The sequence below is a fragment of the Endozoicomonas sp. 4G genome (genome assembly GCF_023822025.1).
Taxonomy (GTDB): Bacteria; Pseudomonadota; Gammaproteobacteria; order Pseudomonadales; family Endozoicomonadaceae; genus Endozoicomonas_A.
In genome coordinates this window covers 1,269,603-1,292,198 of sequence record NZ_CP082909.1, presented here as the reverse complement: position 1 = coordinate 1,292,198, position 22,596 = coordinate 1,269,603, and the positions used below count along the sequence as shown (strand labels likewise).

At 48.9% G+C, this 22,596-nt stretch carries 11 protein-coding genes and 1 pseudogene; 6 read left to right on the top strand and 6 right to left on the bottom strand.

Going from position 1 to position 22,596, the window contains the following annotated elements:
• Positions 1-142: 142 nt before the first annotated feature.
• The 3 genes and pseudogenes from K7B67_RS04760 to K7B67_RS04750 all read right to left on the bottom strand — a co-directional run bounded on the left by K7B67_RS04760 (position 143) and on the right by K7B67_RS04750 (position 2,498).
• Positions 143-631 (bottom strand): DUF29 domain-containing protein, encoded by a 489-nt coding sequence (locus tag K7B67_RS04760; RefSeq protein WP_252179224.1) that lies wholly within the window; start codon positions 629-631, stop codon positions 143-145.
• Positions 632-925: 294 nt separating this feature from the next.
• A pseudogene (locus tag K7B67_RS04755) lies at positions 926-2,046 on the bottom strand (RNA-guided endonuclease TnpB family protein).
• Between the two features lie 164 nt (positions 2,047-2,210).
• Positions 2,211-2,498, bottom strand: a complete 288-nt coding sequence (locus K7B67_RS04750) for a BrnA antitoxin family protein (RefSeq protein ID WP_252179223.1) — start codon at positions 2,496-2,498, stop codon at positions 2,211-2,213.
• A 641-nt stretch (positions 2,499-3,139) separates the two neighbouring features.
• Between K7B67_RS04750 and K7B67_RS04745 the strand changes: the two genes are divergently transcribed.
• The 6 genes from K7B67_RS04745 to K7B67_RS04720 all read left to right on the top strand — a co-directional run bounded on the left by K7B67_RS04745 (position 3,140) and on the right by K7B67_RS04720 (position 18,903).
• Positions 3,140-10,531: an autotransporter domain-containing protein gene (locus K7B67_RS04745; protein WP_252179222.1), complete on the top strand. Its 7,392-nt coding sequence runs from the start codon at positions 3,140-3,142 to the stop codon at positions 10,529-10,531.
• Between the two features lie 197 nt (positions 10,532-10,728).
• Positions 10,729-14,445: an autotransporter outer membrane beta-barrel domain-containing protein gene (locus K7B67_RS04740; RefSeq protein WP_252179221.1), complete on the top strand. Its 3,717-nt coding sequence runs from the start codon at positions 10,729-10,731 to the stop codon at positions 14,443-14,445.
• Between the two features lie 76 nt (positions 14,446-14,521).
• Positions 14,522-15,292 (top strand): OmpA family protein, encoded by a 771-nt coding sequence (locus K7B67_RS04735; protein ID WP_252179220.1) that lies wholly within the window; start codon positions 14,522-14,524, stop codon positions 15,290-15,292.
• A gap of 35 nt (positions 15,293-15,327) precedes the next feature.
• On the top strand, positions 15,328-17,169 hold the full coding sequence (locus tag K7B67_RS04730; RefSeq protein ID WP_252179219.1) for a hypothetical protein: 1,842 nt from the start codon (positions 15,328-15,330) through the stop codon (positions 17,167-17,169).
• Positions 17,170-17,275: 106 nt separating this feature from the next.
• On the top strand, positions 17,276-18,193 hold the full coding sequence (locus tag K7B67_RS04725) for a DMT family transporter (protein ID WP_252179218.1): 918 nt from the start codon (positions 17,276-17,278) through the stop codon (positions 18,191-18,193).
• Entirely contained in the window at positions 18,193-18,903 is a 711-nt protein-coding gene (locus K7B67_RS04720) for a methyltransferase (protein WP_252179217.1), read from the top strand. The genes K7B67_RS04725 and K7B67_RS04720 overlap by 1 nt, the downstream gene beginning before the upstream one ends.
• Before the next feature lie 78 nt (positions 18,904-18,981).
• Here the strand turns inward: K7B67_RS04720 and K7B67_RS04715 are convergent, their stop codons facing one another.
• The 3 genes from K7B67_RS04715 to K7B67_RS04705 form a co-directional block, all read right to left on the bottom strand.
• Positions 18,982-20,835, bottom strand: coding sequence for a hypothetical protein (locus K7B67_RS04715; protein ID WP_252179216.1), 1,854 nt, complete (start codon positions 20,833-20,835; stop codon positions 18,982-18,984).
• A 156-nt stretch (positions 20,836-20,991) separates the two neighbouring features.
• Entirely contained in the window at positions 20,992-21,657 is a 666-nt protein-coding gene (locus K7B67_RS04710) for an amino acid ABC transporter permease (protein ID WP_252179215.1), read from the bottom strand.
• Positions 21,658-21,693: 36 nt separating this feature from the next.
• Complete coding sequence (locus K7B67_RS04705; protein WP_252179214.1) at positions 21,694-22,509, bottom strand: amino acid ABC transporter substrate-binding protein; 816 nt, start codon at positions 22,507-22,509, stop codon at positions 21,694-21,696.
• Positions 22,510-22,596: the final 87 nt, after the last annotated feature.

Sequence of the window (22,596 nt, the reverse complement as noted above, 5' to 3'; positions counted from 1 at the left end):
CGGTCGAAGGATGCAAACTCCGAACCAACAATAAAGACCGTGCCAGTCTCCCTTCAACTCCACCCATCCTGAGCAGCATAAGGGTGTCCCTTTTATCGCATCCCTTTTATCGTATAAGTTATTCACAATATTTCCTCCGCTGTTATTTTAAAACAGACTGGGAATATTCTATGACTTGCTCAAAGTTCCAAGGGCACTCGCCAGGAAAACTATTTTGGTTAAGTTTCTGGTTTTCGTGCCGAGCGTATTTATTCATTTCATCAATAGCATCTCGTTTTGCTGCCGGATACGCACTTTTTAGTACATTGTCAGTCTGTGGTTTTAAACAAGGATTTTGTTCAATTAATAATTCAATCGCCCTTAAAGCGTTCCTAATGCTAGGTAGCCAGATGTGCTTTACGTATACGTCCACCCACGGGTCTTTTAGTACTTTCTCCTGATAGTCCCACTTGAGCACATGAAGCAATAAATTAATCAAATGTCTCTTTAACTCACGAATATGGTCTTTAATACCCACTTCCAATTCCTCAATCAAGTTTTCAACATCTAACTGATCTAATTGACCTTGAATGAGGTGTTCCCGTTGCTGACTCAACCACTGATGATAGTCAGTCTCGTATAAGCTATTCATCGTTTTACCTCAACTTGGTACCCTGTTAATCACGCCATTGCCCTACCACTGTAGGCAAATAACAGAAAGGACGCAAAATGAATTACCAAAGCACAGATGCCTTTGCCGAGGGCTTTGCCCGGGGGTCGGGCTGGTCAACTCAGCCATCGAAAGCAAAGGGGACCGGTGCACCGGGTTGGTCATGATCGCACTATTTCAGGAACAGGGCTGACACTCCCCGCCCTTTCGGGCGAGGGTTCTTAGATCGCTCCAAGAACCTTCCTGCTTCGTCACGCCTTCCCTAGGTAGGGGCTTTTAAGCCTCTACCCCCGTTCCAGTCGCTCCACAGGCTAACCCCGCCAGTCCGGCGGTTTTGATATTCTTCGCTGCGTTAATGTCCCTGTCGTGATGGGTTTTGCATTCCGGGCATTCCCATTCACGAATAGACAACGGCAGACTTTCATGGACAAATCCGCAACTGGAACAGCGTTTAGAGCTTGGAAAGAAACGGTCTATCTTAACCAGACCTCTACCCGCCCAATCAGCCTTGTATTTCAACTGACGGACAAACTCTCCCCAGTTTGCATCGGCTATATGCTTTGCCAGCTTTGGATTTTTGATCATGCCCTTCACGTTCAGAGACTCTACGCAAACAACTTGGTTCTCGTTAATGAGTTTGCGTGATGCCTGGTGGGTGGCATCCATCCGACAATCGGCAATCTTGGCATGAAGTCGTGCAACCTTGAGCTTTGCTTTGGCTCTGTTGCTACTGCCTTTTGCTTTTTTGACATCTGACGCTGAAGATAGGCGAGCTTTATCTCGTAGCGTTTGGTGTGCCTTGGGTTACCGGATTTTTCACCCTCTGAAGTGATGAACAGATCATTCAAACCTAAATCAATGCCTACTGTCTTGTTACTAATAGGCATTGGTTTAGCTTCAAACTCACACAGCATGGACACAAAGTACCGGCCTGCCCGATCTTTGATGATGGTGATACTTGAAGGATCAGAAGACAGCGGTCGGCTCCACCGGATATTCAGCGGATCTTTGCTTTTGGCAATGAAAAGCTGACCATCTTTGTATCTGAAAGCGGCCTTTGTTAGCCGGATACTTTGTCTTGAGTGTCTTTTCTTGAATTTAGGGTATTTGGCTTTTCCATTACAAAATTTCTTGAAAGCCTCTTGCTGATCTCTAAGCTTTTGTTGAAGAATCACGCTGGATACATCAGCCAGAAATGGAAACTCTGTCTTGAGCGAGACAAGCCTTTTTTCTACCTCAGAGTGGGATATGGATTTCCCGTCTTTGTAGTAGGCATCAGTGCGAAAACGAAGCGTATTGTTATAAACAAATCGAGCACAACCAAACGACTGAGCAAGTAGCTGAGTTTGCCCAGGTGTTGGGTAGAATCGTTCTTTGTAGGCTCGCTTAGTCTTCATGCGAAATATTTTACAGAAAGCATTGCCTTTCGTAAACCTTGATGTTTATTATCAGTCCTGCGGACTGACCGCTTGTATCACCGCCCGATTGGGCGATGCTTTACGCGGGAATTGGTAAATATGTAAATATAAGGGTGTCTTTTTTCTTTTACTGCGGCGACAATTCAGTGTCCTGCAATGTGCGCTTTTAAAATATTATCAATCTGTGTTTGCCAGCCTTTACCCTGACCACGAAAATAATCCAGTACCTCAGGACTAAGGCGGATAGAGACCTGTTCCTTGGTCGGTTCTTTCTGCTGTCCACGGGTTCGGCGGTACTCCTCAACAATTTCGGGGAGAACTTCTGCAGCTGGACGGGCATTTGCCCAGTCTTCTTCCGTCCATTCGGGAACATCCACTGAATCCCAGTCTTCCTGACTAATGAAGTCGGGCTTTTTGGGTTCGTTGCTCATATCGGATTGTATATACAAAAAAGTAATTGACAACATAGTAAGCGGTAAAGCTTAGACCAGTTTTTTATATCTATCTTGCTGGATATCAACTCGTTCCTGCGTTCTGAGGGTATCGCAAAACCTTGTTCCCATGCCTTTGGCCCTGTCATTAGCACATACCTTTATTGAGATCTATTATCTTTGGCGGCCAAACTGACCAGACGAAGTTGATAATCACCTACCCCACGCCACACCTGCATGAGGATCCGCACCGGTCGGTTCACCAACCCCCCGTTCATCCTGAGCGCCCTTCGACTCCGCTCAGGATGCACGGTCGAAGGATGCGGACTCCGACACAACAATAAAAACCGTGCCAATGACCCTCCGACAAGCTCAGAATAAACGACACCGATTCATGGAAATGGCATACCAGCCTGAAAATACACCAACTGTGTCGCTTTTTAGGCTAAAAACTTATTTTTTAAAAATTAAAGAGTATTTCAAAACCTGCCTTTGTCTACCTAGACTTCACGCAGACCAGCTCTGATCACTTTTTAGACGCTGAATCAGGCCTTCAGCGGTAGCCTTTTCCAACCTGTCTGCCGCTTTTCTAGCACAATGAGCCTCCGGCTCGCGCTCCAATGACTTTTGAAGGTGTATCAATGAGTCATCGTAATGCTGTCGTTTTTTACTCAAAAAGTGTTTTAGCTTTTGCCATTGCTTCTGTGATTTCTGGATGGGCTTTGGGGCAGGATAGTGGCAAAACGTTCAATGCCGGGCAATCGCAACCCGTTAAGGGCGTAACCATTTTAGAAACCTTCGATGCCGGGCAATCGCAGCCCGTTAAGGGCGTAACCACTCTAGAGGATGATGATGTAATAACGCAGAATAAGATTCTTGCCCAAGATGCATCCAATAAATACCTTTCCCCGGATGAGGCAGGCTCTGCTGGCTTGGAGAAAAATAAGGCTAACCGGTTTGAACGTGATGGGCAGCCGCCCAGAGCTGCCCAGAAAGATTACTCCGCCCCAAAAAGTGAGTTCGTTGCCTCTGGCTCCTTCGATCCACCTTCTACCCCGGTTAAGACAAGTTTCGCAGGCCTGAAAGAAGGTAAAGATAGCAAAGTTCACCCTGATGGCTGGCCCCCTGAGGTGACCAAAGTTGTGAAGCAAGGTGAAAGAGCAACCGTCGGAAGCGGTCAGGAAGTCGTTGTACAAAAAAAAGAAGGAGTACTGGAGTTCATAGATTTGCAAGGGGGGGAATTAACCATCGAACAAGGCGGTACTATCACGAGTAACATATCCGATGGTCAGCGTCCTGAGATCTATATGATCAAGAGCACTGCAGGTACCGCTAATAAAGTATTCAACAGAGGCGTGCTTAGAAGTGCAAAGTATGCTAAGGGTGTTTACGCTGCTGAAGTAATCGTCAGACTGATGGAAAAGGACGACAAAGCCAGCAATCTTGGCACAATCGATATTCAGGGGGTAAAGAGACTAAACTTACCCGCAGCCTTTGCAAGTCTTCACAAAACCGGTTCTGTTACTAATGAGGCGGAAGGAACCATTAACATCCTAAGCAATGAAGGAGTCGGTTTGGAAGTTCTCAGCGGTACCGCTACAAACAAAGGCACTATTAATTTAAACGGCGGAACACAAAACCCATCGTACGGAATGCAATGTACTGATTACAGACTTGGCCCCAATGTTCAGGATGGTGCAAAGATTTTGAATAGCGAAAAAGGCATCATCAAAGTTAGCGGAGAAAGCAATTGTGGTATGAATGTAAAAAGTACTGTTCGTCCGTCAGGGTTCGATTTTACAGCTACCAACAATGGCACCATCAATGTTACTGGCCGTGGTGGTGTTGGCATGAGTACGGATACAGACAAAGGTACGCTGAACAACTCTGGCACAATTAACACCAGTGATGGCACCACTGGTATCCAAGTCTTAAACAAGGGTAGTTTAGTCCACATAGGTACTGTGAAAGGTACCGGCACCGGATTGGTTTTCCAAGGTGACTATTCAAATAGCAACCAACTTAGCATTCGACACGGAGATGAAATTAAGGGTTCAACTGCAATTAAAATGCTGCCAAACGGTAAGTATCCACTGTATATATATGGAGGAACAATTACCGGCGACATCGTAGGTAATGGAGGCAGGAACGACGTTCTTGACATTAGCCCCGAAAGTGAAGACAAGCCAGTGTCTATAACAGGTGATATATCCGGATTTCCCACCATTGAGGTTTCTGGAACAGGCTGGACCGCTAATGGCCAGGTTATAGATGCATCGTCTATTAATACAGATCAGAAAGGCAATATTGAGAGGATCTCTACTGGAAGTCTTTCAAACAGCTCTGAATCACTCCATCTGTCGTTCAGTCAATCAAACTTGGCTGATCGCAGCCTTGCTATACACAGTTCGTCTGGGACCACTATAAAGACAGTTGACCTATCTTCCAAAGACTTTCGCCCTGCTCTACAGCTCTTTCTTGAAGGTGGTGAAGTAGGAACACTCAGAGGCCGTTCTGATTTAGCTGATGAGCTCATACTGAAAACGGGCACAGTAAAAACAGGTGTTAATAATATCCATACAATCAAGGTAAAGAGCGACACTACCAGCTCTTGGTCAGTCGCTGGGAAAGTGCTCAACCCCAATACCATACACATAGACAATACTGCGCAGGTCAGCAATATCAGTACCGACTCTAGCCCCAGTTCCGGCTCCGGCAATTTAAGTCTGGCATTTGACGGTAAGTACACCGACGACAGCTTCGTTACAGTAGATAACCATGGAACATTAGACAGCCTGAACTTTTCAGATGTTAGTGACCGTCCCAACCTGAAATTTTTACAGGGGGGAGAAGTAACCGGAGGTATCAAGGGTCGCTCTGATAAACAGGATGTACTTGAACTGAAATCTTCTGCTGTGGTGAAAGGGGCGGTTGATGACATTCATACCATCGCTGTAACGGGTAACAATTGGACTGTTGAGAAGCCGGTAACCAACCCCAGTTATATATACATAAACTCTGGAGAGGTCGGCAATATAGGCGTAAGTAACAGCTACGTAATTCAAACTCCAGAAAATCTGGCTCTGGCATTTAACGACAGCAACAAAGTCGACACCTTAACAGTGGAGAACGATGGAACACTGAACAACCTGGACTTTTCAGGTGACACAAATCGTCCCAACCTGAACTTTTTGCTAGGAGGTCAGGTAACAGGAGATATCAAGGGTCGTTCTGATAAAGATGATGTGCTTGTACTGGACAATGGTACCGTGTCAGGAGTGGTTAGTAATATCCACACCATTAAAGTAACAAGCACAGAACTCTGGAACCTTCCAAATCAGATCGCAGGTACAGAAGAAGTGGTTCTGGAGAAAAGTATTGATAAGGTCGTTGTTTCAAGCAAGGAAAAAGATGGTGAAAGAATGCCAGCACGAAGCCTGAGCATACTCAGTGACAAGCCATTAACCATCACCAGTAGTGTTAATCAACCGACAGATCTACTTTTGAGAGACGCAGCCAAGATCGCAAAGCTTGAAAATGCCAGAGGTATCACAATTGATAGTTCTAACCTGTGGTCAGTAGCAGGGCAAGTAAACAACCCCGAATCTATAGCCATAAATGAAGGTGCGTTAGTTAAAGATATCATTGCCGACGGCTCCAGCGATGACAATAAAACTTTGAATCTGTCGTTTAGTGGGACAGGTTTCAAAGAAAAATCCACCTTTAGAGTTGAGAACAAAGGAACACTGAACAATCTGGACTTTTCAGGATCACAGCAAAGACCGCCACTAGAGTTCATTCAATCAAGTGATATAAATGCCGGGCGTGTAATAGGCCTACCTGGCATGGGCGACACTCTTGTAATGAAGAAAGGCAGTGTTAAGGAACAATCTGGCTTCGACAATCTGGACATTAAGGGGGCAAGTTGGGACTCCATGACAATGGTTAACCCTAGCAGGCTTACCATTGATAAAGACGGTATCGTTACCAATATCTCTAATCGCAATCCCGTTATAACAGAGAAAGGGCAAGGGCAATTGCTATTATCGTTCAATCAACCCACTCCGCCCGGGCAGTTCTTTACACTGGATAACCATGGCCAAGTGGGGACTCTGGACTTTTCGAGTAATGCACAGAGGCCTCCGCTGCGGTTTATTCAGGCAAGTCAGCAGCCGGATTCTGTTACTGACCATATAAAAGGTCAGCGTCACATGGACGACACTCTTGTCATGGTTTCAGGCAAGGTTAATAAACTTGATGGCGTTAACAACTTGATTGTTCAGCACGATTCTGGCACTAACCCCTGGTCTTTCTCACTTGCTTATCCTTTGACCGATTTGTTTACCATTACTGCAGGTTCGAAAGGCCATATTGAGACGCTCTCGACTCAACGACCCGAAGGTTCTAATCAAAGAACTTCAGACAACGCCAGATCACTTTATCTGTCGTTCAATGAATCAGAAGATTTGCTGGGTCGTAACCTTACCGTAAATAGTTTACCTGAGAGTACCATCAAGGAGATTGATCTCACTTCCGGAGGCTACCGACCTCCTCTAAGACTCTTTATGAAAGGAGGTGCAGTAACAACAATCAAGGGTAACGATGATCGGGATGATGAACTCATACTGAATGCCGGTATGGTGGCGGGCGCGGTTGAGAATGTTCGTACAATAACGGTGACAGGCAACGAATGGGGTTTTCAGGACTGGGCCACCGGCACACGACAAGTGTCACTGGAAAAACCCATTCATCAGATCCATGTCTCAGACAATAAAGAGCATGAGGTAACCACCTCTCAAAAAGACACCCTGAGAATAAACACCAGCAACAATCCGGTCAGCATCGTCAGTAATGCTTATCAACAAGCGGATATATGGTTGCAGGGCAAGGCTCAGGTCACCTACCTCCAGGGAGCCAGAGATATCTTGCTGGACAGTGCTGACGACTGGTCAGTGACCGGGCAAGTAGAAAACCCAAAATCCATAGAGATAAGGTCTGGTGCGAAGGTCGACAACATCAGCACCAACTCCGAACCTAAACTTAAAACGTTGGCTTTAGCTTTTAACGGTAACTACGCCAACGAGGACTACTTTAAAGTAGATAACTGGGGAACACTGGGCGGGCTGGACTTTTCCAGTGACAGCGATCGGCCTTCACTGCAATTTGTTCAATCCGCTGGTGATACAGGCCATTTAAAAGGCCGACCCGGCATGAACGACACTCTTATTATGGATTCAGGTACCATTGAGGGGTCGGAAGGCTTTGACAACCTGGTTGTCAGAGGATCGGAATGGGGTCACCTGAACATGGTTAACCTCGAAAAACTAACCATTGAACAAGGTGGTGTCATTGCCAAAGTCACGGAAGGCACGCCCGTCGTAACTGGTAAAGATCAACTATCATTGTCGTTCAATCGACCCGCTTTGCTTGGACAATTCTTCACCGTGGATAACCATGGAACAGTCGGGGGACTGGACTTTTCGGCTGTTGACTCAAGACCTCCACTACGGTTTATTCAGGCAGATGGAAGTACTGAATTTATAAAAGGCCGACCTCGCATAAACGACACTCTTGTAATGGTTAAGGGCGATGTTGGTGAGCTAGATGGTGTTGACAACCTGATTGTTAAGGGAGATGAATGGAAATCCCTGACAATGAAGAACCCTACCAGCCTGACTGCTGTCAAAGGGGGCGTCATTCACAATATCACTGATGACACGGTCGAAACTTTGGCTAATGATGAGCTGTTATTGAACTTCACAGCGCCAATAGTGCAACCCCCCGGTCGTCAGACCTTCGGTATCAATAATGAAGGTGGCACAATCGACAATATCGACCTCTCAAGACCAAACCCTAAACGTCCAAAACTCTCTTTAAACCAGACCGATGGGGTCACTGGAACCATTAAAGGTCAAACAGGCCACGGCGATAGTCTGTTTCTCGGCGGTGGCAGGGTCACAGAGCGTATCAGTGGCATAGATAACATCTGGCTCGTAGGCAAAAACTGGGAGACCAATGCGGCGATAGAGAACCCATTCACCGTCGAAGTGACTGAAAACGCTGCTGCCAGCCTGATTACTACCAAAGGTGTCAATGCTAATGTCGGTCCTTTGACACTGCCTCTTAAATTCGCTCAGAAGGCGGTGCCTTACAAGAAAGTTACGCTGAACACCAGTGGCGAGGTAGGGCAGATCAAGTTGGATGACCCCGCCGCCGCCAAACGCCCACCCATCAATATTATTCAGAAGGGCGGTATCATTGGCAGCATCCAGAGCCTGCCGGGCAAAGGCGACACTCTGGATGTTCAGGCAGGTATTGTGAAAGGTAATATGACCGGGCTGGACTCCATGACCTTCAGTGGTGAGGACACTCAATTCGGTGGTCAACGGATAGAAACCATGGGGACAGTAAACGTCACCGGCAAACTGACCCTGACTTCAAACCAGACCGTCTCTGTCACAACCATCAAAAAGCTTCAATCAACTCCCAGTTCAGTCACTTACATTACCAACCTTCATGTTGCCAAAGGCGGTACGCTGACTGCAACAAGGCATAACACGGTGCTGGCAGTAGAAGGCGTTTACAGGCAGGATGGCAGACTGGAATTGACCCTGGATAAGCAGAGCGATCCAAAAGCGCCTTACGTCAAAGCCAACTTCGTTAACATCGGCCCTGACGCCGTTGTTTTACTGGATAATAAAACGGATATCGTTGCGGGCACTGAGTATCTTTTGATGCAATCAACCGACAGCGATATTAATGCAAGACCCACCCTCGAAACGACTACATCACTCAGCCGTTACACCCGAATCTATCCCAAACTGACTGCCAGACAACTGTTTGTTGCCAGCATTGGTAAAGGCACCTACGTAGGTGACCTTGCCAGATCCGGTGGTGCTAACAAATCGGCAATAAAAGCCATCGAAACCGCAGTCAATCGTAAGAGAAGCAGTGCATTGTCCCTGCTCGACTCAGGCGACGGTGACAGTGACCCCCTGAACACCTGGGTTCTAAACGAACTCAAGAAAGACCATGACAATCCTGTCAAAATTGCCAAAATCGCCGACCAGATGACACCTGACCTGTCTGGCGCCACGGTCGGTTCGGCCATCGCTTCAATCAGGCAGGCTGTTAGTGCCGTGGGTGCCCGCCAGTCCGGGCTTCGCACCGGTATTGCTACGGGTGATATGGTCTCTTCCGGTAATCTCTGGTTGCAGTACGCCTACAGCGATGCCACTCAGGATAAAAAGAACGGCTACTTCGGTTATGAGGCCAAAACCAACGGCTTCACACTGGGTGTCGATTCTGATCTGAATGAGATGATGACGTTAGGTGTCGCCTACACCTATTCAAAGAGTGATGTTAAAGGAACCGATGGCTCAAAAAAAACGATTGATGCCGAAGCCCACACTCTCAGCGCTTATTTCAGCGCTGAGCAAGGCCCTATGTTTGTCGATGGTCGTTTAGGTTACACCTGGGGTGAAAATGACGCTAAACGCTACGTTCTGGGCAATGAAATGAAGGCCAAGTATGACCTCAACTCCTGGGATGTCGATTTCCTGGCTGGCTATAAAATGGCTTTATCAGGCGAGTGGAGCTGGATTCCTCAGCTGGCCTTCAACTATGCCAGCATCAAAACAGACGACTATAAGGAGGATGGCGTTAGCGTTCAGTCAGATATCGTACGGTTTGACAGCGTGAAAAACGACACTTACGAAATAATGGAACTGGGCGCTGGTTTAAAACTGTTGGGCGATATCGACTCATCAGGTATGTCCGTCAAACCCGAAGTCAGCCTGATGGCCTACCACGACTTCAAGGATGACCCGGTGACCATGACTGCGCACTTTGCCCAGGGCGGCAGTTCATTTGTGGTGCACGGGGCCAAACGTGAGCAAAGCCGTTACCAGTTCGGTGCTGCGGTTAATATGGAGACCAGCAATAACCTAACCTTTAACCTGAGCTACAGCTATGACTGGATGGACAGCTACAAGGCTCACGGCTTTATTGCCAGGGCCAGCTATGCGTTCTGAGCAAAGACGACTCTCTCCCTGCATTGGCTGACGATTGAGGAGCCTGTAATGCGCGCTACCTGTCCCGTGAGGCTTTTGGTTGTTGTGCTGCTTTCGGGCTATGCCTCCGGCGGTTCCATGAAACGCTGGGGGCAGTGCGCCCTGATCGGCGGAATGAGCCTCCGGTTCGCGCTCTAATGACTTTTGCAGGTGTATCGATGAGTCATCGTAATGCTGTCGTTTTTTGCTCAAAGAGTGTTTTAGCTTTTGCCATTGCTTTTGTGATTTCCGGATGGGCTTTGGGACAAGATAGTGGCAAAACCTCCAATACCGGGCAATCGCAACCCATTAAGGGCGTAACCATTCTAGAACTAGAGGAGTGTAATGTAACAAAGCAGAATAAGATCCCTGCCCAAGATACCTCCAATAAATACCTTCCCCCGGACGAGACAGGCTTTGCAGGTCTGAAAAAAGGTAAGGGTAGTGCCCTTGACCTCGAAGGCCGACCCCCTGACACAACCAAAGTTGTGGGGAAAGATGAAACAGCAGCCGTCCCAAGCGATCAGAAAGTCATTGTGAAAACAAAAGAAGAAGGTCTGAAGTCCATAAATTTGCAAGGGGAGGAATTAATCATCGAACAAGGCGGTACTATCACGAGTAACTTATCCAGTGGTGAGCCTCCTGAGATTTATATGATCAAGAGCACTGCAGGTACCGGTACAAACGAAGGCACTATTAACGTAAACGACGAAACACAAAACCCATCGTACGGAATGCAATCTTTTGGTTCCAAACTCTCCCCCAATGTTCAGGGTGATGCAAAGGCGTTGAACAGCGGCACCATCAATGTTACTAGCCCTGGTGGTGTTGGCCTGAGTACAGATACAAACAAAGGTACGCTAAACAACCTTGGCACGATTAATACCAGCGATGGCACCACTGGCATCAAAGTCTCAGGAGGAGGTAAGTTGGAAAATGTGGGAACCGTAAAAGGTGCTGGTACTGGCTTGTCGTTTGAGGGTGAATTTTCAAACGGCATTAGTATTCAATCCGGTGATGTTCAGGGCTCGCCTGCGATTGAAATAACTCCGGCAACAGCAGTCAGCCCTCTGCTTTTGTATGGAGGGTCCTTTAAAGGCGACATCAAGGGCAGTGGCAGTCGTGACAAAAACAACACCCTCGCTATTGCTCCCGAAAATGAGCATACACCGGTATCCATAAAGGGTGATATTTCAGGCTTTCCCGGTATTAGTATTTCCGAAACAGGTTGGAGTGTGAGTGGCTGGATTTCAGATGCAACCACATTGGGTACATCCAGCCTGATCAATAACTTGCTTGCGAGCGACCAACCAGAATCCTTGATTGAGCCCTCTGGCGCTGGCACTTCTTTAAAGTTTGCTACAACAGCAGATAGCGCCGAGAGTCTGAATATAAGGACTCAAGAACAAGGAAAGGTAGAGAATCTGCACCTGCATGGTGTCGCTCAACTGGGTGATGTGCAGGGGCTTGGACGTATCTATGTGCACAGTTCCAAGGACTGGTCAGTGGCCGGGTCATTAGAAAACCCCGCTGCCATCAAAATAGAGTCTGGTGGGGGTGCCAAAAGTATCAGCACTGGCGCTGGCATTGGCACTACTACACCGGAACCCAAAACGCTTGCTCTGACATTTGAGAACTACACCCATAAAGAGTTCCTGGTCGAAAACCACGGAACGCTGGAGAGCCTGGACTTTTCGAGTGCTGACAGACCTCCGCTGCATTATATTCAAAAAGCGGGCACTACCAACTCCATAAAAGGCCGATCAGAACTTGGCGATAAGCTGACGCTCATCGGTGGTAAGATCGCTGACCCTGTTAGCGGAATACCGAATGTCGAGATCACCGGCGCAGGCTGGATAACCGCTGCGGTACAGGATCCCGTGAACGTTGAAGTTACTGACAGCGGCAAAGCCAGGGTGATGACTACCCGTGGTGTCAATTCTGATGTCGGTCCTTTAACACTGCCTCTTAAATTCGCTCAGAAAACTGAGCCTCACGAAAAAGTTACGTTGAACACCAGCGGCATAATAGGGGAGATCAAGTTTGATGACCCTGCCGCCGCTAAACGCCCACCTATCAACATTATTCAGAAGGGCGGCATCATTGGCAGTATCCAGAGCCAACTGGGTAAAGGTGACACTCTGGACGTTCAGGATGGTACTGTGGCGGGCGACATTATCAGGCTTGATTCCCTGGCCTTCAGTGGTCAGAAAACTGAATTCGGTGGTCAGCGGATTGAAACCATGGGAACTGTGAGCGTTACCGGAACACTGATCCTGACTTCAGACCAGACAGTGTCGGTCACTCCCGTCAAAGCCGGAAAGAATCAGTCTACACCTGGGGCAGTCATTGACACTACAACCCTCCACATTGCGAAAGACGGCACTCTGCATGCAAAACCCCCTGCTGAAACCGAGTCGTACGACCTTGGCACTGTATTGGAAGTAACAGGTACTTATAAGCAGGAGGGTAGGCTGGAAGTGCCTCTGGATCAGCAGAGAGACCCAAAAGTGCCCTACGTCAAAGCCACCAAGGTTGAAATCGGCCCTGAAGCCGTTGTTTTTCTGGATAATAAGCGGGATCTTGGTGACAAGACCGAATACCTTTTGATGCAATCAGACAGCGACATTAACGCAACGCCCACTCTCAAGATGTCTGAACTGAGCCGTTACACCCGAATCTACCCGAAACGGGTTGCCAGACAGCTATTTGTCGCCAGCATCAGTAGAGGCACTTACATAGGTGACCTTGCCAGGTCCGGCGGTGCCAACAAATCAGCAGTAAAAGCCATCGAAACGGCAGTCGATCGTAAGAGCAGCAAGTCATTGTCCCTACTCAGCTCAGGCGACAGTGATCGCCTGAGCACCTGGCTTCTGAACAAATGCGAGAAGGACGATGACAATCCTGTGAAAGTTGCCAACATCGCCGACCAGATGACACCTGACCTGTCTGGCGCGACGGTCAGTCCAGCCGTCGCTTCAATAAGACAGGCCAGCAGTGCCGTTGGTGCCCGGCAGTCTAGCCTTCGCAACGGTAATGCTGCGAGTGATATGGTCGCTTCCGGTAAACTCTGGTTGCAATATGCCTACAGCGATGCCACTCAGGATAAAAAAGATCTTTACCCCGGTTATGAGGCCAAAACCAACGGCTTCACACTGGGTGTCGATTCTGATCTGAATGAAATGATGACGTTAGGTGTCGCCTACACCTATTCCAAGAGTGATGTTAAAGGAACCGATGGCTCAAAAAAAACGATTGATGCCGAAGCCCACACTCTCAGCGCTTATTTCAGCGCTGAGCAAGGCCCTATGTTTGTCGATGGTCGCTTAGGTTACACCTGGGGTGAAAATGACGCTCAACGCTACGTTGCGGACAATGAGATCAAGGCCAAATACGACGTCAATTCCTGGGATGTCGGCCTTCTGAGTGGCTATAAAATGCCGCTGTCAGCAGAGTGGAGCTGGATTCCTCAACTGACTTTCAACTACGCCAGCATCAAACCGGATGAATATCAGGATAAATACGGCACTGGTCAGTCAGCCATCCTGATGTACGACAGGGTTAAAAGCGACACTTACGAAATAATGGAACTGGGCGCTGGCTTGAAACTGTTAGGCGATATCGCCACAACAGGCATGTCCATCAAACCTGAAGTCAGCCTGATGGCCTACCACGACTTCAAGGATGACCCGGTGACCATGACCGCGCACTTTGCCCAGGGCGGCAATGCCTTCGTGATGCACGGGGCCGAACGTGAACAAAGCCGTTACCAGTTTGGTGCTGCGGCTAATATGGAAACCAGCAATAACCTTACCTTTAACCTGAGCTACAGCTATGACTGGATGGACAGCTACAAAACTCACGGATTTATTGCCAGGGCCAGCTATGCTTTCTGAGCAATGCGTTCTGAGCAATGCGTTCTGAGCAAAGACGACTCTCTCCCTGCATTGGCTGATTATTGAGGAGCCTGTAATGTGCGTTACCTGTCCCATGAGGCTATTGATGCCGGTTGCTTTTGTTGTGCTGCTTTCGGGCTGCGCCTCCGACGGTGCCATGAAACGTTGGGGGCAGTGCGCCCTGATCGGCGGAGGTACCGGCGGTATCGTTGCCGCGGTGGTTGAAGGGGCCAGTGTCGTGCCGGGGGGTGCCGTTGCCGGTGCCTTCCTGGGGGGGCTGTTGTGCAGTGGCTCCTCTGAGACAAACGCTGACTTTGATGATGTGATCAATAGCGCCCTGGACAGTGATCAAGACGGCGTTCCTGATGAGATGGATCAGTGTCCTGGCACGCCTGCCGGTGTAGCGGTTAACGCCGAGGGATGCCCTGATTCGGATCAGGATAAGGTTCCGGATAATGTCGACCAATGTGCGGGCACGCCAGCCGGTGTTAAGGTGGATGCCATCGGTTGTCCTGCTTCCCAAAAGCTAGGGAGCATTCTCTTCAAGTTCGACAAAGCCGACCTGGATAGCAAGGCTAAGGCCCAGCTCGATCAGGTAGCGACGAAACTGAAGGAAGACCACCGCATTAAACTGAGAGCTTTTGGTTATACCGACAGCACAGGTGTCGATACCTATAATGAGCAACTCTCCAAACGCCGGGCCGAGGCCGTTAAACAGTATCTGATGGACCAGGGGGTCAATCAGAACCAGGTCGACGCCGAGGTTGGAGGCATCGTCAGAACGCATAACGAAACCTCTCAGGGTCGTGCTCTGAACCGGAAGGTGGAACTTTATTCCGGTGCCTGAGACTGACTTCTGAGGGGCTCGCCAGGGAAGGCAAGATGCGAATTTTAAGCAGCGTTTATCAGGGTTTATCCGGGTTAGCCCGAACCGTTAAAGATGGGGTGCTTTCGCGCTTCCGGGGCAAAAAGACGGAAGTGGTCAAAGATCCCGTTCGTCAAATGACGGAGCAGAGCAGCAGTGAAGCGGGCACCCGGCCTGTCGCTAATGAAAGTCTTCGTGCCAAAAAAAAACCTAAACCTGTTGTCCATAAAAGCCCTGCCGCCAATAAAGGCTACCTTTTGGCTAAAGAGCTTTCCGATCAGTCGCTGCCTGCCCACAAGGTCTCGAGTGTTGAACTTCCTCCCCGTGTTCCCTACGTTGATACGACTGAAGAAAACCAGACACCGCCTTCACGAACCCGAAAACTCCTGACAGCCCTGATGCCCGGAAACAGCCCGTTACCTGAAAATTCAGAAATCTCCATAAAAAAAGCCAAAAGGTTGCAAACCCGAAGACTGCGCAAGGGTCTGCAATCCATTAAAAGAGCAACCGGGCTGGAGGTCTCGATCCCCGGTTTTGATGATCAGGCCGCCACCCTCAGAGATTTCCTGACGGGTAACGGCGGCACTCCGGGTTACGACCAAATAAAAACCTTTTGTGATTCCGTCAAAAGCGTTATGGAAAACACAGGCCCACTGCCCGGCCTGATCAGACTGGCGGTGACTGAATATATGCTGGTACTGTCGGACCTGGGAGAGGCGGCTCAGCTCAAGGCCCTGGGCCAGAGGCAGCAACTGACTGAACGATTTTTACCGGGCCACGATGGTTTCAAAGCGCACTGTTTGCACAGGGGCATTGATCCGGTCTCGGCCTTCAACCTGAAAGACATCAGGCAGTTTCAGGAAAAACTGGTGGGTTGGCGCGACAAGCAGGGGGATTGGCATCCAGGGCTGGTTGAAAACCCGGAACTCAGTCACATTGAAGCCTTGAAAGAACAGCTGAAAGTGGAGCTGGAGGCCTTTATCGACAAGGTAGTGAGCGTTGCTCCCGAAGCCGCAACGGCGTCATCAAACCAGGAGCCGTTGCAGGCAGAAGTAGACCGTCTTTATGATCAACATGGCATCAAAACGTTACCCGACCGGCAACAAAACCCTATGGCTCAGTCTGTCGCTGAACAGCATCCTGTCCTGCAAAGTGCGACCCAATATCGGGTTCAGCTTTCTGGGAACCTGCAAAGCCATGCAGCGGTTCCCCTTGCTAAAGCCCGGATGCATCATTGGGTGTTTGAACAGCATTTAGCCGATTTAAAGACCAGACACGATCGGCTTGATCACGATCTGGCGGCACTGGAGCAGGAACTCAGCCAGGTTACGGAACGAGGGCGAGAGACACCCCAAGCGGTTAAGGAGAAAGCAATTGAGGACATCGAGACGTTGCACAAAAGACAAGCCAGGATGCTCCACTCTCCCCTGCCCACACTGATATTAAGAGACAGTAAGGGAATCCGGATAGACTCCGACTTTATCAACAAGCCTGAGCTGGATGACCAGGCCATCAGCCTCCATGTCCTTCGTTGTCAGCCAGAGCATTACCGGCAGATCAACCAGGCGCTGCTGAACACACCGGGGTTTGAAAGTCAGGAAGTTCTGAATCAGTTTAAGAATACAATGAGAAGCTTCAGAAGTGAGTGTTATCAATATGCCATCGGTGCCAAACTGCCCGGTAAGGTCTTCTCGGAAAATGACACTCAGCTTGTTAAAGACTCCCGTCAGCGAATCAACAGGGCTATGGAAAGCCTGCTGGCAAACTCCGAGGTTGATGATACGACGACTGCCTTTCACTATCTGAGGATGCAGGAAGTGGTTCTGGATAATTTTCTGACAATGAACAGGATGAGCTGACCCTTTCGTTAAACCTTCATAGCGAAAAAAAGACTGCCATGATATAAAACTCCGTTCAGGAGCCTGAGCCAGGCTGTAGTATCCAACTATTGCGACTTGACACTCTATGTCTTCACAAACCAAAGCCTGTCTTTATGCCCTGACCACAGCCCTGATGTGGTCTACCGTTGCTACTGCCTTCAAACTTACCCTCGACTATCTTGATCCGTGGCAAATGGTCTTCTGGTCGGTGTTAGCGTCAACCTTGCTGCTGGGGGGCTTTGTTGTTGCTCAGGGCAAGTGGCCGCAACTGATACAACAGGCTAAAGCGCACTTTGGCCTTTATATCCTGCTGGGATTTCTTAATCCTTTCCTTTACCACGTAGTCCTGTTTGCCGGTTATGACCTGTTGCCCGCCCAACAGGCCCAGGCCCTGAATTACAGCTGGCCTTTGGCGCTCACTTTGCTGGCGGTGCCGTTACTGGGTAACACACTGAGTTTAAAAGATGGCACCTGTTGTCTAATGGCTTACCTTGGCGTGGTGATTATCAGTACTCAGGGAGAATTGCAAAACCTCAACTTCAGTAGCCTGCCGGGTGTGCTGCTGATGCTTTCCAGCACTCTGGTCTGGGCTTTGTACTGGATTTTAAATGCCAGAAATAAGGGCGACTCTCTGGTTGGCCTGCTGTTGTGTTTTTTGTTCGGGTTGCCCTGGATCTCAGTGGCTGTGTTCTGGCAATCCAGTGTCTGGCCTATTCCTTTGGAAGGTCTCAGCGGGGCTTTTTATATAGGTCTGGTTGAGATGGGGTTTGCCTATATTTTCTGGCTCAAAGCCCTGAAGCTGGCAGAAAACACCTCGGTTATCAGCAATATCAGCTATCTCAGTCCTTTTCTTTCACTGATATTTATCGCCAATGTTCTGAATGAAAGCATTCATCCTGCGACCTATGTCGGGCTGGCAATGATTTTGGCGGCGGTTATCTTGCAACAAAGAAAACCAGCAACTGAAAAGCCGTCAGAGGCTCCAGCCATGAGCAACCATTAATGGCCAGAAACAGTTACTTTCAGTTCAAGCAGTTCCGGGTAGAACAGGGTCTGACGGCCATGAAGATTACCACTGACGCCTGTATCCTGGGCGCCAGGGCCGAGGTGGAAAACCGTCAGGCCATTCTTGATGTGGGTGCCGGAACCGGCCTGCTCAGTTTAATGGCCGCCCAGCGATCGACGGCCCGCATTGATGCGGTTGAACTGGATGATCAGGCGGCGATTCAGGCCCGGGAAAATTTTTCTGCCAGCCCATGGCAGAATCGTCTGACCTTGCATCATTGCCCCATTCAATCGTTCAGGCCTGAAAAGCGTTATGACTGCATACTCAGCAATCCTCCCTTTTTTGAGAATGCCTTTAAAGCCCCTTGTGACAAGCGATCACTGGCACGTCATACCGACAGTTTGAGTTTTCTGGATCTGGCTGAAACGATTGACAGATTGTTGTCTGAAGAGGGTAAAGCCTGGATTCTGTTACCGGTTGCATCCAGCCCGTTATTTTTGCAAGCACTCCACCGGGCCACTCGCCTGAGGCTGGAACGGACCATTGCTGTTCGCTCTTCTGACACGCATAAAGACCACCGTCACCTGTTGGTTCTGGGGCGTTCTGAGTGTGAGCATGAGCTTGAGCGGATTACGATATACAGTGAGCATCCTGTTTATACCGCTGAGGCAATGGCGCTTTTGAGAGACTATTATTTGAAGCTCTGACTTTTATTAGAGTGGATATCAGATAAAAACGGCACCTGTAAGTCAGGTGCCGTTTTTTCGTTTATTGCCCGAACAAGCCTACTGGTACGGATCTCCACCATTGTTCCGGGAGCCGTTTTCAGGTCTCTGGAATGTGTTATAGCTAGAATTATTATCCAAATCCAGGAGAGGTTTCGTTTTATCCGTCATGCCAGGTTTCTTGTCAAACGTTGTGTCAAATCTTGGATCATCAACCAAATCCAGAAGAGGTGCCGTTTCATCCGTCACGCCAAGTTTCTTATCAAACGCTGTGTCAAACGCTGTGTCAAACGTTGCCCAATTATCAGGCTTTTTTGGTAATGGAACGGCTGCTGGTGACTCCTGACCACTCTGCTCCTTAACTTGTGAAGCAGCCATTGCTTTTTGCATGTCCGGAAGAAACGGATTGTTCTTGGCCATCCCCTCCAGGCTGAACTCCTGCGCAGGTGCAGTGGCAACCTGACCAAATTGAGGAATAGGCGAATATTCCAGATGCGCTTCCACACCTTCTTCTGTCCTGGCTATCGACTCTTCCAGTCGCTTAAAGCTGTTCACACCGTACCTGGACTGGGCTTCTTTCATCAACTCGTCAAGGTTATAGCCGGGGTGTTCACCCAAGCCCAGTTCCTCACCGTAAGTGGAGAGGAAGTCCACCACCCGGCTCTGGCTCTCGGCATCCTCGGTGGCAAATTTCCGGAGTTTTGCCAGCGTTTCCTGGAAACTTTTCAGGTGGTGATATTCCCACATTCTTTCTGTATCAAAACTACCAACGCCGTTTTCTGTATCAACATCAACCCTGATTTTATCAAGCTCGGACTGAACATCTCGGGCAAACAGTGACCAGTCGTTGTGCATGAGCCGAACCGCTTCCAGTACCAGACGGTCTTTGTACAGGGGCGTATCCTGTGGCCAGTTTTCCTTGGCTGCGCACATGTAATAATCCAAACCTGGCAGACGCTTGGTGTGGCCCGCCTGTGCTGTGGCAAACTGAAGCTTGTCCGTACCCCAGATCATCTGTCTGTTACGCTGGGCTCTGACCAGAGTTTTGTGTTCTGAATGTTCATCAGGATTGTCAATAAAGGCGATAATATCTTTGTAAACTTTGTTTCTGTACTTATTGCTGATTTCCATGATACGGGAATCAATATCCAGACGATCCTGAGTAACGTTAGCGATATTCTCAGTAACACCCCGGACAAGATTCAAGGCGTCACTCTTCTGCAAAGCCAGCGTTTTCACATGGAGTCTGAAGGCATCACGAAGCGCAGCCTCGGTATCAAACTGGTCACCCATTTCTTTATATTTAAGTTCTGTGGCCAGGTGCCTGAGATCAGCCAGACGCTCCTCTGAGGCTTGCAGGGCAACGCCCAGTCGACCTACTTCCTGGATTTCTGCCTGAGTTACTTCGGTAGGACTTTTTAGCTTTTTGGCATCAAGGGCTACTTTTGCTTTGGCATAAGCGGCAAGATCGGCTTCAAACTGTTTATCTGCTTCTTTCAGTGCACTTGATTTAGCTTTGACCAGAAATTCAACAGAGGTTTTATTACCTTCAGACCCAACAACCTCCCGAGACCTCACCTCAAAACCGGCCTGGTTTTTGAGAAGTTCCGCTTGGTCAGAAGTCAGTGCTACACCTTGTTTGCTCTTCGCCTTGATGCGGTTCCCCATTATCGCTTCTTCAGCCTTGATCTGAACGACCCGCCTGGCAGTGATGCGAACTCTGGGGATACGGTCTGAGATACCGTGGGCAAGACGTTTGGCATGGAAAGCCATTATTTTAATGCCCTGAACAAAACGGCCCCAGTTTTTTACCAGCACTTTCTTAGGGTGCAAAGCCTTGACTTGCTGTGCCACTTCACTCTTGAAATGGGCTAACCGGGGGATAAGGGACTCTATGCGTGTTGTTAAACTCATCCTGACCTCTCCATGGTCAAACGCCTTGATAACTTCTGGTTAGTATAGGAAAGAAATGGAATCAGGAATGCCAATATTAGTAGAAGTCAGAATAACAACATTATAAATTCAGAATGACCGCAGAAGATAAACCGGCGTCGTAGATTCGGCAGCCACTTAAACGTAGGCACGATTGAGACGAGCTTCAGCCCATTTCTGGAACCAGGTGCATAGCAACACCACAACCCAGTAAATCAGCGCCACAGTCAGGTAGCTTTCGAAAAAACGGAAACTGCTGGCGGCTTCCATCTGAGCCCTGGCCATGATTTCAACAATCCCCAGGGTAAAGGCCAGCGATGTACTCTTGAGCAGATCAATGCCATTGTTCATCAATCCGGGAAAAGCCACCCTCGCTGCCTGGGGCAGAATAATTCTTTTCATCCCCTGGGCCCTGGACATCCCCACACTCAAGGCAGCTTCCATCTGCCCGGAATGAATACTGATAATGGCCGCCCTCATACTTTCTGACATATAGGCCGCAAAATGCAGACCCAGACCAATGATGACAGCCGCTATGGCCGGCATACCCGCAAGCGCAGGTATCAATTGTGGCAGGCCATAGTAAAACAGGAAAAGCTGAACCAGCAGCGGTGATCCCCTGAAGAAAGAGATATACAGGTCAGCCACGTAATGGAGATAAAAGGGTCGGGTAATTTTCACCAGCGCCAGCACAAGACCCAGAGACAGGGACAACAGCAGACCAGCCAGGGTCATATAAAATGTCGTATCCAGATTCATGGCGACCGTCGGCAGCATCCCGACGGTGTATTCAAAATCCATCATGCCAATACCGTTTTTAACCCGTAATGGATGGAGAGATTATCCGGCTGGTTTGGCGGTAATGTCGCCACCAAACCATTTGCCTGAAATCGTCGCCAGGGTTCCGTCTTCGGCCATGGCATCCAAAGCAGAGTTGACCTGATCTCTCAACGCCAGCCCTGCTTCATCATTAACAAAAGGCATGGCGTTTTTCAGGGTCTCAATGGGTTCACCGGCTAACTTCAGTGGCAAATCAGACTTATCAATCAGGGCCATGACACTGACCCGATCCATAACAAAAGCATCGGAACGTTTCAGCACCACATCCTGCTCAATGCCGGTGTCGTAAGTCACCACCTTGATTTTCTGCTCCGGGTCATTCTGACGCAGGATCGCTTCGAAGTTAGAACCCAGGTTCACCGCGACTCTCTTGCCTGCCAGGTCATCAATGGACTGGATGTTATTATTGTCCTCATGGACTGCTATCTGGGCACCGTCGTAAACATAAGGCTCCGAGAAAGCATATCGCTCAGCACGGGCTTCAGTCAGCGTAATCTGGTTGGCAATCGTGTTCAGCTGACCGGCTTCCAGCATACCAAACAGGCCAGAGAAGGGAGCCGTCACAAACTCCACCTCTTTGTTCAGGCGATGGCTGATCTCATTCCAGAGATCAACTTCAAATCCTTTCAGTTCACCCTGTTCCATAAAAGTGAACGGATAATAGGTGCCGGACATCCCAACTTTGACGACAGAAGTCTTTAATTCGTCGGTGCCTGTCTGGGTCTTTGCAGTCTTATCTTCAGAGCAACCTGCCAGCATTACAGACGTTGCCAGAATGGCGGTTGTTATGGTTTTTTTGAATGTAAGACCGAACATAAGTTCTCCCCCCTGAGAAAAGCTGTGGGCTACGCACTTATCATGCCCGCCCAAAATCGAAGGTGCAGATTATCAGCCTCACTATTT

Bases quoted from the DNA above. Each gene is read 5' to 3' on its own strand.
- K7B67_RS04735 (WP_252179220.1), top strand. From the start codon at position 14,522: ATGTGCGTTACCTGTCCCATGAGGCTATTGATGCCGGTTGCTTTTGTT.
- K7B67_RS04710 (WP_252179215.1), bottom strand. From the start codon at position 21,657: ATGATGGATTTTGAATACACCGTCGGGATGCTGCCGACGGTCGCCATG.
- K7B67_RS04740 (WP_252179221.1), top strand. From the start codon at position 10,729: ATGAGTCATCGTAATGCTGTCGTTTTTTGCTCAAAGAGTGTTTTAGCT.
- K7B67_RS04730 (WP_252179219.1), top strand. From the start codon at position 15,328: ATGCGAATTTTAAGCAGCGTTTATCAGGGTTTATCCGGGTTAGCCCGA.
- K7B67_RS04720 (WP_252179217.1), top strand. From the start codon at position 18,193: ATGGCCAGAAACAGTTACTTTCAGTTCAAGCAGTTCCGGGTAGAACAG.
- K7B67_RS04725 (WP_252179218.1), top strand. From the start codon at position 17,276: ATGTCTTCACAAACCAAAGCCTGTCTTTATGCCCTGACCACAGCCCTG.
- K7B67_RS04760 (WP_252179224.1), bottom strand. From the start codon at position 631: ATGAATAGCTTATACGAGACTGACTATCATCAGTGGTTGAGTCAGCAA.
- K7B67_RS04705 (WP_252179214.1), bottom strand. From the start codon at position 22,509: ATGTTCGGTCTTACATTCAAAAAAACCATAACAACCGCCATTCTGGCA.
- K7B67_RS04745 (WP_252179222.1), top strand. From the start codon at position 3,140: ATGAGTCATCGTAATGCTGTCGTTTTTTACTCAAAAAGTGTTTTAGCT.
- K7B67_RS04750 (WP_252179223.1), bottom strand. From the start codon at position 2,498: ATGAGCAACGAACCCAAAAAGCCCGACTTCATTAGTCAGGAAGACTGG.
- K7B67_RS04715 (WP_252179216.1), bottom strand. From the start codon at position 20,835: ATGAGTTTAACAACACGCATAGAGTCCCTTATCCCCCGGTTAGCCCAT.